The following is a 15,473-nucleotide window of genomic DNA, read 5'->3' as shown; positions in this document are numbered from 1 at the left end:
CGCCCGAGACCTCCGGGTTCTGGAGCTTCTGTGAATCGAACTTCACCAACTCCATCGCGAGACCGCTCACCGGCAGGTACCGGCACATCTTCCTCACGGCGGAGAGGGGCGTGTCCACGCGGTGCCGCAGAGAAGGCGGAAGCCATCCCTTGGGCCTGACGCGGTTCAGAAAGCGCGGAGTGCGATAACGGAGATTCTGCGACCGGCGGCGGCGACGAAATGCGCTGCGCGCCTTGAGCGCGTCGCGGATGGCGTCACCCCGATGCTTGATGACGAAGAACGCGAGCGCATGATGCCGCTTCTTCTCGTCCTCCCGCACGACGGCGGCGCCCGTCTCCCTTGAGCCGGGATCGAGCTTGATGAGCACGGGCTGAACTTCGGACTTCTCCAAAGTGCGGTCCACGAGCCGGATGACGAAGGGGAAGCGCTTCACCACCCGTGCGCGGCCCGCCCGCAGAAGCTGTCTCGCCCTTGCGGGGCGACACGGCATCAGGGGCCGGTGCTTCTTGTCCAATACGAAAACTGATGTTGACATGAAAAATGAACCTTACGATTCTTCGGGCTGACGCCCGTGACATGCCCCGCCCTTTCGGGCGGAGCAATTCCCCTCGCCAATGTTGAACAGACCGGCGTTATGCCTCAGACCGTTTCGTGCGTACCCAATGCTTGTCTGCTTCTGAGGCTTCCAGGGCTCGGAACTGAGGAAGTATTCCGAGGTGGGTCTTGAACCTGTCTGCAACGCAGTTCTCGAAAAACTTAGGCTGGTCAACCAGGCCTGCTTTCACAAGCCTCGGCCTTCAGGCCGGGGGAGTTGACGTTCCTTGGGGCTCTGTGGAGGTGGCAAGCGGTCCGGGCGGGACCACGGGGAAAGGAGAGATTATCGGGCAAACGGGTGCGCCGCGCGCCCCCTGCGCACTGATCGAACGCAACAACCGACGAATCCATACAACTTATTGACTTTCTTGAAGTATTTTGAAAGCTCATCGGATTCTGCGGGCGCGAAAAAAAGCTCCCATAGGCCCTGAGGCTGCGGGAGCTCTTTTCTGAGCCTTGTCCGCTTCCGCGGGGGCGCCCTTGAGCGCCCTCACGAACTGCGGAAAACACTCGTCGGAGCGGTTACTCCTCGGCGACGACCTTGACCACGACGTCGGCGGTGATCTCCGTGAGGAGGCCGATCGTGATCGTGTACTCGCCGGTCGCCTTGATGGCGCCGAGCGGCGTGCGGACCTGCGACTTCTTGATCTGGAAGCCGAGCTTGTCCACGGCCTCGGCGATGTCGGCGTTCGTGACGGAGCCGAAGAGGCGGCCGTCGACGCCGCACTTGGAGGCGATCACGACTTCAGCGCCGTTGAGCTTGGAGGCGAGCTCCTCAGCGGCGGCGATGCGTTCGGCCTGAGCCTTCTCGAGCTCGGCGCGGCGGGCCTCAAACTCGGCGATGGCCTGCTTGGTGGCGCGCTTGGCGTGGCCCTGGGGGATGAGGAAGTTGCGGCCGTAGCCGTCCTTCACCTTGACGATGTCGCCCAGGTCGCCGAGATGGGTGATCTTTTCGAGCAGAATGACTTGCATTTGATACTTCTCCCGTCGATTACTGGTTGTCCGTGTAGGGCAGGAGGGCGAGGAAGCGGGCGCGCTTGATGGCGGTGTCGAGCTGACGCTGGTAGTGCGCCTTCGTGCCCGTCAGACGAGCCGGCATGATCTTGCCGTTTTCCTGGATGAAGTCGCGCAGCGTCTCGACGTCCTTGTAGTCGATCTGCTCAACGTGTTCGGCCGTGAAGCGGCAGAACTTCTTGCGCTTGAAAAGGGAGTTTTGCTGGTTCGAACGGCGGGGCTTGCCCTTGCCCTTAGCACCAAAAGCCATTTGATGACCTCTCTAATTGAATTCCGTGATGTGTACTGTCAGACGCCGGCCCTTCATCGACCTCGGCGCGAGGAATCCCTTGATGCGGATCTCCGCGCCGATCGCGAGGGCGTTGAGCCGCTTCGCGCATGCACCGTACGAGACGGCGCTGAAGTCGTATTCGAGCGTGCGGATTCTTCCTGCTTCAACGAGTTCGCTGCGGTGGTGGAGCTCGGCTTCGAAGACCTCGATGCCTGCGGGGGTGAACCTCACCGCCTCGCGCTCAATCAGCACACCGCTGATCTCGATTGAATTCACTCGGAGAATTCCGGCGTCCGGACCGTGCTCTTAGGCCTGAGCCTGAGCGGTCCCTTCCTGAGCAGCCGCGGCGGCCTCGGCGGCAACCTTGCGGGCCTCTTCCTTCTCGACGACCTTCATCATCGGGGAGGGAGCGGTTTCGGCATGCTTCGTCTTCACGGTGAGGTGACGAAGAACGGCGTCGTTGAAGCGGAAGCCGTTTTCGATCTCGAGAATCGTCTCATGGCCGCACTCGATGTTGAGGAGCAGATAGTGCGCCTTCACGAGCTTTTCAATCGGGTACGCGAGCGGACGACGGCCCCAGTCTTCAATGCGGTGGATCTTGCCGCCCTGTTCGGCGACGAGGGTCTTGTAGCGCTCGATCATCGCGGGGACCTGTTCGCTCTGGTCAGGGTGCACGATGATGCAGATTTCGTAGTGACGCATTTAGCCTCCTTGCGGAAAAAGCCGCCCAGAGCGTCGTTCCAGTGCGGCAAGGACAGTAAAGGCCGCGATTCTACATGAAGGAACCGCGGCCTGCACGAAAAAGCGGATTTATTTTTCCCGCGCCCCGATCAGAGGCGGCCGGCGGCCTCGCCCGGCGCGACGAGACCGGCGGCGAGGCGCTGGCGGAGCGACTCGAAGAGGCAGATGCCCGCGGCGACGGAGACGTTGAGGCTCTCAACGCTGCCCACCATCGGAATGGCGGCGAGCGCGTCGCAGCGGCGGCGCGTGAGCTGACGGAGCCCCTCGCCCTCGGCGCCGAGCACCCAGGCGAAGGCCTTCGCCTGATCGAAGTCGTAGATGCTCTTGTCGGTCTCGCCCGCGGTGCCCACGACCGTCACGCCGTTGTCGCGGAGCTCCATGATCGCCGAGGCGAGGTTTGTCACGGCGACCACCGGAACGGTCTCAGCGGCGCCCGCCGCGGCCTTGGCGGCCGCCGGGGTCATGCGCGCGGAGCGGTCCTTCGGCACGATCACGGCCTGCACGCCCGCGGCGTCCGCGGCGCGCAGACACGCACCGAAGTTGCGCGGATCGGTGACGCCGTCCAGGATGAGGAGGAGCGTCTTCGGGGTGATTTGGTCGAGAAGGTCGGCGAAGTCGAGCGTGTTCTCGCGCTCGGCGGCGATCGCGACGATGCCCTGGTGCGGGACGTCGGGGGAGAGCCCCTCGAGGCGCCGCGCGTCGGCGTTCATCACCTTGATGCCCTGCGCGAAGAGCTTCTCGCGCATCTCGCGCATGCGCTTGTCGCGGCGCTCGGGGTCGACGTAGACGAGTTCGATCGAGCCCGCGTCGAGCGAAAGGCGTGCCGCGACCGCGTGAAAGCCCGCGAGAACGACCGTTCCCGCGCGCAGCTTCTCGGCCTTCGGGGCCCGTTCGCGCTCGGCGCGCGCTTCATTTCGGTCGGATCGGCTCGGTTCTCGCTTCATGGTGATCTTCTTTTGTGGGTTTTCGCGGTGGTGGAGGACGGGCGGCGCGGGACCCGCAGGATCAGCAGGGGAGGCCGCGCGGCGCGGGCGCGCATTCTATCGCGCCCGTCCGGAGGAGACGTCCGCCCGGTCAAAAGAAATCGTCGTCGTCGAACCCGTCGTAGCCCCAGCGGGACCCGCGGCGGCGACCACCCCCCGCGCCCTTGATCGTGTGACGCGCGTAGCTCGACTCGAGCGTGAAGTTGATGCGGCGCGAGTCGAGCTCGACGGACTCGAGGCGCACGCGGACGCGGTCGCCCAGGCGGATCTCGACCATCTCTTCGTAGGAGCTCATCTTCTGCAGCGCCGGGTCGTAGTCGAAGTACCCCCAGCCGAGCTTGGAGATGTGGACGAACCCCTCGACGGGCATCTGTTCGAGCTCGACGAAAACGCCCGCCGGGCACATGCCCGTCACGACGCCGTCCCAACACTTGCCGACGCGCTTGCGCAGGAACTCGCACTTGAGGAACTTCATCACGTCGCGCGAGGCGTCGTCGGCGCGGCGCTCGGCCGACGAGCAGATGATGCCGAGGCGGCGCCAGACGGCCTTCCTCGCCTCCGCCCGGGTCTTCTCGCCGGACGCGGCGGAGCGCTCCGCCTCAGGGCGGGCGCCCAACTTTCTCGCGTGGTAGCCCGTCATCACCTCCGCGTCGTCGAACTCGATCTTCGGCACGTAGGGCTTCTTCGAGAGGATGCCCTTGATCGTGCGGTGAAGCAGCAGGTCGGGGTAGCGGCGAATGGGCGACGTGAAGTGCGCGTAGGCGGGGTACTGGAGCCCGAAGTGCCCGACGTTGTCGGGCTGGTAGCACGCGCGCTGCATCGTGCGCAGCACCGCCGTCTGGATGTAGGGCCTGCCCTTCGTCTCGAGAATCACGCGGGAGAGCTCTTCGGCGAGCTTCTTCGGATCCGCGTCGATCTTGATGCCGAAGCTCGAGAGGAGCGTCTTGAGTTCATCCAACTTCTTCACATCGGGCTTGTCGTGCACGCGAAAGAGCGTCATCTGCTTCTTGGCGAGCACGAACTCCGCGGCGCAGACGTTGGCGACCAGCATTGCCTCCTCGATCATTCGGTGCGCGTCGTTGTGCTCGCGCACGTGAAAGCCCGTGATCTCGCCCTTGTCGTTGAAGTCCGCTTGCGACTCCTGCGTCTCGAAGTCGAGCGCGTGGCGCTCGGCGCGGCGGGCGCGGAGCGCCTTGTAGAGGGCGTGAAGCCGCCGGACCTCCTCGATGCGGGGGCCGAGGGCCTCGAGCCCGGCGGGCTCGCCCTGAAGGGCCGACCAGACGGCCGTGTAGGTGAGGCGGGCGTGCGAATGAATGACGCCCGGATAGAACTGATAGGCGGTCGTGTCGCCCTCGGAGCTCACGAGCGCGTCGCAGACCATCACGAGGCGGTCCACGCCCGGGTTGAGGGAGCAGAGGCCGTTCGAGAGCTTCTCGGGGAGCATCGGCACGACCGACGCCGGGAAGTAGACCGAGGTCGCGCGGATCTGAGCGTCGCGGTCGAGCGGACTGTCGGGCTTCACGTAGCGGCTCACGTCGGCGATCGCGACGAGAAGGCGCCAGCCGCCCTCGGGGAGCGCGGCGCAGTAGACCGCGTCGTCGAAGTCGCGCGCATCCTCGCCGTCGATCGTGACGAAGGGAAGGTCCGTGAGGTCCACGCGGTGCGCGAGGCTCCGGCGGTCCACGCGGTCCGGGAGAGCCGCGGCCTCGGCGAGCGTCTCCGGGCTGAAGTCGATCGGCACGCCGAACTGCGCCGAGGCGATCTGCATCTCGCCCAAGGGGTCGTTCATCACGCCCACCTTGCGGACGAACTTCGCCGGCAGGAGCAGATAGTTGTCGTCGTCGAACACTTCGGTGCTCAGAACCCCCTCGGGAGCGGAGTCCGCCGGGAGCTCGAGCTCGACGGCGTCGTGCTCGAGGTCCACGCCGGCGGGAATCTCCGCCGCAGGCACGCCGAGATCGAAGGGCGCGAACGAGGAGACGGGCCGGAAGATGCCGTAGTCCCCGGTGTGGAAGTGGAGGTGGCAGACCCAACGCTTCTGCGCGCGGGCGATGAAGCGCCCGATGCGCCAGCCCGTCACGCTGCGGCGCAGCTCGACCACGTCGCCCGGAATGTAGTGCGAGAAGGGAGACACCGGCAGATCATCGCCGAGCTCGCCCTGCGGCGACACCGTCATGTTCTCGGGCCTGCGTGCGCCCTGCACCACGCCCGTCGCGGTCTGCGCCTCGGGATGCACGAACCAGTTCTTCGTGCCGTCCGATTCGAACCCCTCTTCGTAGAGCTTCACGACGACGGCGTTGGCAAGCTCGCTCGACCAGTCGAGATCGCGCTTGAGGCGCTTCTTGGCGTTGCCGTAGGCGATGTCCATGCCGATGCCGGCGATGAGGGCGCGGGCCTTCTCAAGTTCCTGAGGGGTGACTTCCGGAAGGGGCGGGGGCGGCAGGGCCTTCTTTTTCTTCTTCGACATGCTCAAAAGATCAGCGCAGGCGCTGTGGGTGAAAAGTCCTCGGTTTGGGCGAGGACGAAACGCGGTGAATGCGGCCGCCATAAATCTAAAGCAGAACGACCCCGCGCGGGAGGTCCGGTGCATGGGGTCGGCCTTCTTCGGGCTCCGGAACCGCTCCGGAGCCTCAAACACTCAACCGCGCAGGCGGCGTCCTGCAGAGCTCGGCCTCGCGCTCCTCGCGGCTCAGTTCCCGGCCGCCAAGGGCAAGGCCACCGGCATCTATTACAGTGCCGGGAGCCTCTCGAACTTCTCCATTTCCGCTCATCACGGCCTGTGGATCGCGCGCAACCTCTCGATCCACAACCTCTTCCGCTTCGACGTCGCTATCGCCGCCGCCGCCGGCGTCGCGCTCTCGCTCTTCATCGCCCACCGCAGCCGCTGCGTCGAAATCGCCGCCGGCATCCGCAACGCAGAAAAGAAGATCCAAGCGGCCTGAAGCAGGAATTTTTGGATCAGCCTCTTGACAACGGATAAACTCTAAGGCAGAATTCGTTTCCTACCGCCCGGGTGGCGAAATTGGTAGACGCACCAGCTTCAGGTGCTGGCGGCTTCACGGCCGTGAAGGTTCGAGTCCTTTCCCGGGCACCAGATTCAAGGCGCAGATGTTTCGGCATCTGCGCCTTTTGTCTTGAAATCCGCATCCCGGCCCTCGCCCCGCGCCGTTCGTCCCGAAAACCGGGCGGCTATCCCACGCATAAGTACCTCCCTTTCGGCCGGATCCACTAGAGCCGCAAAGGAGTCGGGAATACATATTACTTTTTGGCTAGCTCCGTATAATTATTTCCACAGTGAGCGAGAGCCCTACGGCCGCATAAAGAATCGGCCGATCGTCTTCTCATCGGACTACCCTGCCGATACAATGATCTGCAGAAGAGTTAAGGGATAACGTGAACGAAAATACCCTTAAGACTCTTCGGCAACCCCACCCCGTGCGCCGACAAAGAAATACTTCAACATACGCGCGCGCGGACGAGATCGTCTCAGGAGCAGTTCGTGGCCCGACTATCCGTTCATTCCATCCCCGTAACCGATGCGCGCAACGAAGAAACCATGTTGGGTTTCTCTCGCCGCATCGAAGCCACCCCGCCGGGGCAGTGCGCCCTCGCGCTCCAGCTCAGCCTTCTTGAGGCGAGTGCTCTTCAAACCTGCGGCAAGTGCGTCCCCTGCCGCGACGGCCTGCCGCAGTTGGCGCGTCTTCTGCGCCGCATCGTCGAATGCGAAGCCGTGCCCGAGGATCTCGAGCGCCTCAAGGCCCTCGCCGAAATGATCCGCTCGGGCTCGGACTGCGCGATCGGCTACGACGCCGCGCAGGCGGTGCTCGACGGCATGACGCGCTTCGCCGACGAATACAAGCACCACGTCGAAGAGCACGCCTGCCAGAAGGGCGTCGCGCAGTCGGTGCCGTGCGAAACGTTCTGCCCCGCGCACGTGGACGTGCCGGGCTACATTGCGCTCGTCGCCGAAGGGCGCAGCGCCGATGCGGTCGCCTTGATCCGCAAGGACAATCCCTTCCCGACCGCCTGCGGCTACGTCTGCGAGCACCCCTGCGAAAAGCGATGCCGCCGCACCCTGATCGACGCGCCGATCAACATCCGCGCGATCAAGAAGTACGCCTGCGACCAGGCGGCGGCGGACACCGTTCCGACGCCGAAGCGCCTTCCGGACACCGGCTGCACCGTCGCCGTGATCGGCGGCGGCCCCGCCGGCCTCACGTGCGCCTACTTCCTTGCGCTCATGGGCCACAAGGTCGAGCTCTATGAAGAGAAGAAGCACCTGGGCGGCATGATGCGCTACGGCATCCCGGCCTACCGCTTTCCACGCGAGCGCCTCGATGAGGACGTGAACGCGATCCTCGGCGTGGGCAACATCACCGTGCACCTCGAGAGCCCCGTGGGCACCGAGGAGATGAAGCGCCTCGCCTCTGAATGCGACGCCGTCTTCGTCTCGATAGGCGCGCACGCCGCGAAGAAGCTCCGCCTCCCCGGCATGGAGGCGAAGGGCGTGATCTCCGCCGTCGAGATGCTCCGCGACATCGGCGACGGCGTCTACCCGGACTACCGCGGCAAGAAGATCGCCGTGATCGGCGGCGGCAACGTCGCCATGGACTGCGTGCGCACGGCCGTGCGCGCGGGCGCCGAAGAGGTGAACCTCGTCTACCGCCGCCGCATCGAGGACATGACCGCGCTCAAGGAGGAAATCGAGAGCGCGATCGCCGAAGGCGTCGAGATGCTCACCCTCAAGGCCCCGCTCTCGGTTGAAATGGACGAGTCGGGCGCGTGCCGCGCGCTCCTCATGCAGCCGCAGATGATCAGCGCCTATTCGCGCGGGCGTCCCGGCGTCGTCGCGGCGCAAAAGCCCGTCGAGCGGCTCGAGGCGGACCTTGTGGTCGCCGCGATCGGCCAGGACGTCGTGACGAAGCCCTTCGAGGACTTTGGCATGAAGACCCACTGGGGCGCCTTCGTCACGGATGAATTCCTTTTGGCCGAAGGCTTCACCAACGTCTACGTGGGCGGCGACTGCCAGAGCGGCCCGACCACCGTCATCAAGGCCGTGGGCGCGGGCAAGGTCGCCGCGCGCAACATCGACGAGATGCTCGGCTTCCACCATTCGCTCGACTGCGGCGTCTCGGCGCCCGAACCGCGCATGAACGACCGCACCCCGAAGGGGCGCGTGAACCTCGTCGAACGTCCGGTGAAGTTCAGAAAGCGCGACTTCAACGAAGTCGAGATCGGCATGAGCCATGAAGAGGTGCAGCAGGAATGCGGGCGCTGCCTGCGCTGCGACCATTTCGGTGCGGGCGCCGCCTGCGGCGGGAGGATTCAGTATGTTTGACTTCACCATTGACGGCCGCACCGTCACCGTCGAGGAAGGCACGACGATCCTCGGGGCCGCGCGCGCGGCTCAGATCCACATTCCGACGCTCTGCTACCTGAAGGGCGTGAGCTCGATCGGCTCGTGCCGCCTCTGCGTGGTCGAGGTCGAGGGCGTGACGGGTCTCGTCGCATCCTGCAACACCGCGGCGCGCCCGGGCATGGTCGTCCGCACGCGCTCGGAGGCGATCGACTCGGCGCGCAGGACCGCGCTCGAGCTCATCATCGCCGAGCACGGTCTCAACTCCACCCAGTACTGCTTCAGCTGCCCGAAGAACGGCGCCTGCGAACTCCAGGACCGCTGCCGCGAGCTCGGCGTCGAGACGACGCCCTTCGAAGTGAAGCCCGCCTCGGGCGAGAAGCTCGACTCCAATCCCTTCCTCGCCTTCAACCCGTCGCTGTGCATCCGCTGCCAGCGCTGCGTGGGCGCGTGCAACAACGCCGCGGGCAATCACACCCTCACGACGGGCCGCCGGGGCGTGCGCACCTCGATCCTCGCCCCCTTCGGCGCGGACTGGAAGAGCACGAACTGCGAGTCCTGCGGCAACTGCGCGCAGGCCTGCCCCACGGGCGCGATCATCGAGAAGCGCCGCCGCGAGTACCGCTCCTGGGAGATCAAGCGCGTGCAGACCACGTGCCCGCACTGTGCGACCGGCTGCCAGTACAACCTCATCGTCAAGGGCAACCGCATCGTGGACACCGAGGGCGTGGACGGACCGTCCAACCACGGGCTGCTCTGCGTGAAGGGCCGCTCGGCGAGCTTCGACTTCGTGCAGTCCGAGCGCCGCCTCAAGACGCCGCTCATCCGCAACAAGGAGACGGGGGAACTGGAGCCCGCCTCCTGGGAGGACGCGCTCGACTTGGTCGCGCGCCGCTTCACCGAAATCCGCGAGAAGAACGGGGGCGAGGCGATCGCCGCCTTCGCCTGCGCGCGTTCGGCCAATGAAGACATCTACATGCTCCAGAAGATGGCGCGCACGGTCTTCAAGACGAACAACGTGGACAACTGCGCGCGCGTCTGCCACGGCCCCTCGGTTGCGGGCCTGCAGCGCACGCTCGGTTCGGGCGCGATGACCAACCCGATCACCGACATCTGCGAAAACGCCGAGGTGATCCTCCTCGTCGGCTCCAACCCCGAGGAGGCGCACCCCGTGATCGGCATGCAGATCCGCGCGGCCCTGCGCCGCGGCGTGAAGCTGATCGTGGTGGACCCGCGCGACATCGGCCTCTCGAAGTCCGCGGACATCCATCTGAAGCTGCGCCCCGGCACGAACGTCGCCTTCGCCAACGGCATCGTGCGCCAGCTCATTCACGACGACCTGATCGACCACGAGTTCATCAAGACCCGCACCGAAGGGTTTGAGGAGCTCGCCGCGATGGTCGAGGACTACACGCCCGAACGCGTCGCCGACATCTGCCGCATCGACGCGCGCGACCTCATCGCCGCGGCGCGCCTCTACGGACGCGCCCACCGCGCCGCGATCGTGTACTGCCTCGGCGTCACGGAGCACTCCTCGGGCACCGAGGGTGTGATGTCGCTCTCCAACATCGCGATGGTGACGGGCAAGTACGGGCGGCCCGGGTGCGGCATCAACCCGCTGCGCGGCCAGAACAACGTCCAGGGCGCGTGCGACATGGGCGCGTCGCCGGGCGACCTCACGGGCTACCAGAAGATCGCGACGCCGAGCGTCGTCGAGAAGTTCGAAAAGGCCTGGGGCGTGGAGCTGCCGCGCTTCAAGGGTCTCTTCGCCACGGACGCCTTCCCGAAGATGATCTCGGGCGACGTCAAGGGTCTCTTCATCTTCGGCGAGGATCCGGTCCGCACGGACCCGGACACCCACCACGTGATCAAGGCGCTCAAAAACCTCGAGTTCCTCGTCGTGGACGACCTCTTCCTCACGGAGACGGCGAAGTACGCCGACGTCGTGCTCCCGGGGCGGAGCTACGCCGAGAAGGAGGGGACCTTCAGCAACACCGAGCGCCGCGTGCAGCGCATCCGCAAGGCCGTGGAGATCCCCGGCACGCGCGCGGACACGGACATCTTCACGGACATCATGAACCGCATGGGCTACCCGCAGCCGCGGCTCACGCCCGCCGAGATCATGGACGAGATCGCGTCGGTGACGCCCTCCTTCGCCGGCATCAGCCACAAGCGCCTCGACAGCGCCAAGGTGGCCGGCTGCGGCCTGCAGTGGCCCTGCACGGGTCCGGACCATCCGGGCACGCCGATCCTGCACGTCGGGAAGTTCACGCGCGGCCTCGGGCACTACTCCACGGCACTCTACCGCGCCTCGAGCGAACTCCCGGACGCCGAGTACCCGCTCATGCTCACGACCGGACGCGTGCTCTACCACTACAACGCCTGCGCGATGACCGACAAGACCGAGGGCATCAACGAGATCTCCGGCCACTCCTTCATCGAGCTCAACACGAAGGACGCGAAGCGCCTCGGCATCGCCGACGGCGACCGCGTGAAGGTGAGTTCGCGGCGCGGCGTGATCGACTCGGTGGCGCACGTCTCCGACAAGACCAACGTTGGCGAGAGCTGGATGCCGTTCCACTTCCAAGACGGCAACTGCAACTGGCTCACGAAGGCGGCGCTCGACAACATCTGCTCGACGCCGGAGTACAAGGTCTGCGCGGTGCGCGTGGAGAAGCTCGCTCCGTCCATGTAGCTCTCCCCGCTCTGAACGCTCCTCCTTCGGGGAGCGTTCAGCGGACGGATGAAAAAAACGCTCCGCTCTTCCGGCAGGAAGGCGGAGCGTTTTTCTTTTCCTCTTTGGGGCTCCGTCCGCCCGGAGGCGGACGAATCCCCTAACGACTACTTCTGCGGCTCGAGGTGGCTGCCCACCTTGAGGACGTAGGTGAGGATCGAGTAGAGCGCGGCGCCGATGATCATCGCGGCGACGAGGCCGATGTTGGCGCGCGCGAAGACCGAGCCCTCGGTGCCGGCGGGCAGCAGGAAGCTCACCGCATGGCCGATCCAGGGGTCCGAGGACGTGATCGTGCCGAGGCCGATCACAGAGCCCACGAGGAGCGAGCCGAAGGCCGTCCAACGCACGGACTCGCCGCCTTCACCGGGCGGGAGGGCGAGGTTGACGTTCCAGCCGAGGCGTTTCTGGCGGATGAGGTCCACCATCTCGATCGCGCCCCAGGTGCCCATCACGACGGAGATGAGGGCGAGGAAGGACTGGAAGGTCGAGACGAAGCTGTCGGAGATGAAGAGAAGGTAGTAGGAGCCGAGCGCAATGAGCACGCCGTTGAGGATCGTCGTTCCGAGGCGGCTCATCGGGACGCCGAGCGCGAGGAGCGCGAGGCCCGAGGAGTAGATGCCCGTCATGCCCGCGGAGACGAGCGAGATGATGACGACGAGCGAGAAGGGAACGTAGAACCAGAAGGGCAGGATGCCGGTGAGGGCGGCGAGGGGCTCGTGGTTCGCCTTCTCAAGCAGCGCGGGGTTGCCGACGGCAAGCATCACGCCGAGGATGAGGAGGACGGAAACCGGGAGCGCGATGCCCGTGGTGGTCCAAAAGATCACGCCCGAAGCGGGGCTCTTGCGCGGCAGGTAGCGCGCGTAGTCGCCGCCGTAGTTGAGGAACCCGAGGCCCACCATGGTCATCGAGAGGACGATGCCGCCCACGAAGGTGGCGAAGTTCCCCGACGGAACCGAGTCGAGCACCGAGAAGTTGATGTTCGGGATGAAGAAGAAGAGGTAGACGAGCGTGAAGAGGCCCGTCAGCCACGCAATCGCCTTCTCGATCTTGAGGATGAGCTGGTGGCCGTAGATCGCGCCGCTCATCGTGAGGAGGAGAACCACGATGAAGCAGCCGAACGTGCACCCGGCGAGCGGCATCCCGTTCTCGCCCATAAGCGAGGGGATGAGGTTGCCGACCACGTCGGCGAGCGTCGTGGTGGCCATCGAGAGGAGCGTCACCTTCCAGCCCATGTTGGCGAGGTAGCCGAAGAAGGTCGGGAACTTGTTGCCGTGGTAGCCGAAGGCGAGGCGCGACTGCACGAGCGTGGGCAGACCCGTGCGGACGCTGCCGACGGCGAGGATGCCCACGAGGGCGCAGGAGAGGAAGTAGCCGATGACGCCGGCCAACATCGCCTGCCAGACCGAGAGGCCGAGGCCGAAGACGTAGATGCCGAGCGTGATGCCAAAGATCGAGATGTTCCAGGAGAACCAGACGGGGAAGAGGTCAAAGGGGCGCCCGTAGCGTTCGCTGTCGGGAACCGGATTGACGCCGTTGGTTTCAATGCGGGATGCGTCTGACATGTTGGGTTTGTGCTCCGAGTGGGAGTGGGTGGGTTATGAATGTTTTTTATTGTTTTGGGGAAATCTGTGGCCGGCGATCAGGCGTGTCGGGCGCGCAGGCGCGCCGCGTTGGGGGCGCTCGCGCCCCCCTCCTCGCCCGTCACCCAGCTCGCGACGGCGTTGCCGAGAAGCACGGCCTCGGGCAACGGGAAGCCGCACATGAGGCCCGCGAGCATGCCGCCCGCATGGGCGTCGCCCGAGCCGATCGTATCCACCACGTGCACGGGGAAGCCCGGCACGCGGAGCATTTCCTCGCCTTCGACCACGAGCGCGCCGCGCGCGCCGTCGGTGACGACGACCGGACACCCGGTCGAGAGGGAGAGCGTGCGCGCGGAGGTTTCGACGTCCGCTGCGGGTGCGAGAACGCGGGCTTCCGAGGCGTTCACCTTGAGGATCGCGTTGGCGGCGAGCACCGCCTCCTTCATCGCCTGCGGAATGCGGTCGGCGCACGGACCCGGATCGAAGAGGATCCGCGCGTCGGGGCGCTTCCTCTCAAGGAGCGCCGCGATGAAGTCGGCGTTGCGTTCGTCCGTCTGGTAGCCCGAGAGATAGATGAGGTCCTGCGCTTCGGGCGCGACCGCGTCGAGCCATTCCGGGCGGAAGCACTTCTCGATGCCGGACATCGAGACGAAGGTCCGCTCGCCCGAAGGCTCGACGAAGGAGAGGCACCAGCCGTTGTCGCCGAGGTCGTGGTATTCGCGCGTCGCCATGGCGCGCATGCGGAAGCTCTCGCGCACGCGCTCGGCGATCATGCCTTCGCCGATCGGAATGAGCGTCTCGAAGGGGAGCTCGAGCTTCGCGACCACGTCGGCGACGTTGAAGGCGCAGCCGCCCACGACCTGCTGCCGGCTCGAGCCTTCGACGTCTTCGCCCGAAAGCGGAAGGCGCGGGACGTGCACGATCACGTCCACGAAGGCGCTGCCGACGACGAGAAGGCGCTCCTGCGCGATGAGGGCGTCGATGAGTTCGCAGATGCCGCGCATGGTCCTCTGGGCCTCCTCGGGGTCAGTCAAGCGTGAAGCGCAGGCGGCACGCGGCCGTCTCTGCGGCGAGGGCGCGGAAGTCGAGCGCGTTGATGCGCTCGAGTTCGCCCATGAAGTCGGCGGGCATGTCGTCGTACCCCGCGGCGGCGCCGCAGATGGCGGCGGCCATCGAGCCGATCGTGTCCGTGTCGCCGCCCATGTTGGCGCAGAGCTCCGCGGCGCGCTTCGCGTCGCGGCACCAGAAGGCCGTGCAGAGGGCGGCCGTGACGGACTCGGAAGTCATCGTGCCCGTGCCGATCACGTCGTAGATGAAGCGGCTCGCCGCCTCGTCGTCGAGTTCGTTGCGGCGCGGGAGCATGAGCTTCTCGAAGACCTCGAGGCGCGCGAGGATCGAAGCGGCCCAAGTGGGCTCGCCCAGGCGCATCGCGATCGGGTGGATGAGCTTCACGTCGTGGATGATTTCGTCCCAGCTGCGGCCGGCGACGGCGGAGGCGACCGCCTGCGCGACCATCGCCGCGCCCGAAATCGCAACGTCCGTCGAATGCGTCACGCGGCTCACGCGCGCGACCGTTTCGGCGAGCTTCTCATGCTCGCACCACTCGACGAGGCAGCCCACCGGGGCGATGCGCATCGCCGCACCGTTCGTGAGCGAAAGCTTCGTCACGGGGGCGGCGTCCTCGCCGCGGCTCCACGCGAGAAGGGAAGCCTTGGAGGAGGGGCCGAGCAGATTGATCTCGAAGCCGTTCATCGAGCGGACCCATTCGAGGAGGTCGTCGGCCAAGACCTGCGCCGGGGGCACCGTGCCCGCCTTAAGGATCGCCTTCAGGATGACGAAGGCCTGGGCGGAGTCGTCCGTGTAGTGCCCCGCCTTGAAGTAGCAGGCGACGATGTTGTCGGCCGGACCGTCGAGGAAGCGGTCGATGCGGCCGAAGCGGGCGCGCACCTTCTCGCGGGGCCAGAGCTCGCCCGGCACGCCCAGGGCGTCGCCGAGCACCATACCGGCAATCGCGCCGGCAATGTGATTTTCAAGTTGAGCGGACATCGTGATCGCGCCCCGATTGTGCTTCGGGGCGTTGCTGGAGGCTTTTTTCGAGGTGCGCAAGAATAACAGAGCGAAGGCGGTAATTCCAGAAAAATCTATCTGACTACTCCCGACGACTAAAGTCGCGGGGTTCCTGACCTGTCGCCTTGCGGCG

General features: G+C 65.8%; 13 protein-coding genes and 1 tRNA gene. 4 read left to right on the top strand and 10 right to left on the bottom strand.

Features of this window, described 5'->3' with window-relative positions; translation table 11 throughout:
* From iscB to ACT6Y9_RS02945, 7 genes are all read right to left on the bottom strand, one after another.
* Positions 1–535, bottom strand: a 535-nt coding sequence (gene iscB / locus ACT6Y9_RS02975) for an RNA-guided endonuclease IscB (protein ID WP_443743458.1), incomplete at its 3' end; no start/stop codon positions are given.
* A gap of 581 nt (positions 536–1,116) precedes the next feature.
* Positions 1,117–1,566 carry a 50S ribosomal protein L9 gene (rplI, locus tag ACT6Y9_RS02970; RefSeq protein ID WP_295479942.1) on the bottom strand — a complete coding sequence of 150 codons (450 nt, stop codon included), beginning with the start codon at positions 1,564–1,566 and terminating at the stop codon, positions 1,117–1,119.
* Between the two features lie 19 nt (positions 1,567–1,585).
* Entirely contained in the window at positions 1,586–1,858 is a 273-nt protein-coding gene (rpsR, locus tag ACT6Y9_RS02965; protein ID WP_139687927.1) for a 30S ribosomal protein S18, read from the bottom strand.
* A gap of 12 nt (positions 1,859–1,870) precedes the next feature.
* Positions 1,871–2,155: a primosomal replication protein N gene (gene priB, locus ACT6Y9_RS02960; protein ID WP_443743457.1), complete on the bottom strand. Its 285-nt coding sequence runs from the start codon at positions 2,153–2,155 to the stop codon at positions 1,871–1,873.
* A 30-nt stretch (positions 2,156–2,185) separates the two neighbouring features.
* Positions 2,186–2,581, bottom strand: a complete 396-nt coding sequence (gene rpsF, locus ACT6Y9_RS02955) for a 30S ribosomal protein S6 (RefSeq protein ID WP_295479947.1) — start codon at positions 2,579–2,581, stop codon at positions 2,186–2,188.
* A gap of 128 nt (positions 2,582–2,709) precedes the next feature.
* Entirely contained in the window at positions 2,710–3,564 is an 855-nt protein-coding gene (rlmB, locus tag ACT6Y9_RS02950; protein ID WP_295479949.1) for a 23S rRNA (guanosine(2251)-2'-O)-methyltransferase RlmB, read from the bottom strand.
* 130 nt (positions 3,565–3,694) lie between these two features.
* Entirely contained in the window at positions 3,695–6,070 is a 2,376-nt protein-coding gene (locus tag ACT6Y9_RS02945; protein WP_443743456.1) for a ribonuclease R family protein, read from the bottom strand.
* A 121-nt stretch (positions 6,071–6,191) separates the two neighbouring features.
* On the opposite strand from ACT6Y9_RS02945, the gene ACT6Y9_RS02940 reads away from it, so the two are divergent.
* The 4 genes from ACT6Y9_RS02940 to fdhF all read left to right on the top strand — a co-directional run bounded on the left by ACT6Y9_RS02940 (position 6,192) and on the right by fdhF (position 11,654).
* On the top strand, positions 6,192–6,545 hold the full coding sequence (locus tag ACT6Y9_RS02940) for a hypothetical protein (RefSeq protein WP_443743455.1): 354 nt from the start codon (positions 6,192–6,194) through the stop codon (positions 6,543–6,545).
* 65 nt (positions 6,546–6,610) lie between these two features.
* Positions 6,611–6,697: transfer RNA gene (locus ACT6Y9_RS02935), tRNA-Leu, on the top strand.
* A gap of 462 nt (positions 6,698–7,159) precedes the next feature.
* Positions 7,160–8,941 (top strand): NAD(P)-binding protein, encoded by a 1,782-nt coding sequence (locus ACT6Y9_RS02930; protein WP_443743454.1) that lies wholly within the window; start codon positions 7,160–7,162, stop codon positions 8,939–8,941.
* Positions 8,934–11,654 (top strand): formate dehydrogenase subunit alpha, encoded by a 2,721-nt coding sequence (fdhF, locus tag ACT6Y9_RS02925; RefSeq protein WP_443743453.1) that lies wholly within the window; start codon positions 8,934–8,936, stop codon positions 11,652–11,654. Before ACT6Y9_RS02930 ends, fdhF begins: the two co-directional genes overlap by 8 nt.
* A 146-nt stretch (positions 11,655–11,800) precedes the next feature.
* Here fdhF and ACT6Y9_RS02920 read toward each other — a convergent pair whose 3' ends face one another.
* From ACT6Y9_RS02920 to ACT6Y9_RS02910, 3 genes are all read right to left on the bottom strand, one after another.
* Positions 11,801–13,255 (bottom strand): purine-cytosine permease family protein, encoded by a 1,455-nt coding sequence (locus ACT6Y9_RS02920; RefSeq protein ID WP_443743452.1) that lies wholly within the window; start codon positions 13,253–13,255, stop codon positions 11,801–11,803.
* 77 nt (positions 13,256–13,332) lie between these two features.
* Entirely contained in the window at positions 13,333–14,277 is a 945-nt protein-coding gene (locus ACT6Y9_RS02915) for a PfkB family carbohydrate kinase (protein WP_443743451.1), read from the bottom strand.
* A gap of 22 nt (positions 14,278–14,299) precedes the next feature.
* The gene (locus ACT6Y9_RS02910) at positions 14,300–15,319 is read right to left on the bottom strand and encodes an ADP-ribosylglycohydrolase family protein (RefSeq protein WP_443743450.1); all 1,020 of its coding nucleotides are present in this window, start codon (positions 15,317–15,319) and stop codon (positions 14,300–14,302) included.
* Positions 15,320–15,473: the final 154 nt, after the last annotated feature.

This window comes from Sutterella sp., assembly GCF_052272535.1.
GTDB lineage: Bacteria > Pseudomonadota > Gammaproteobacteria > Burkholderiales > Burkholderiaceae_F > Sutterella.
Note: the sequence above shows the minus strand (reverse complement) of the source record. Positions and strands in the feature narration are given on the sequence as shown.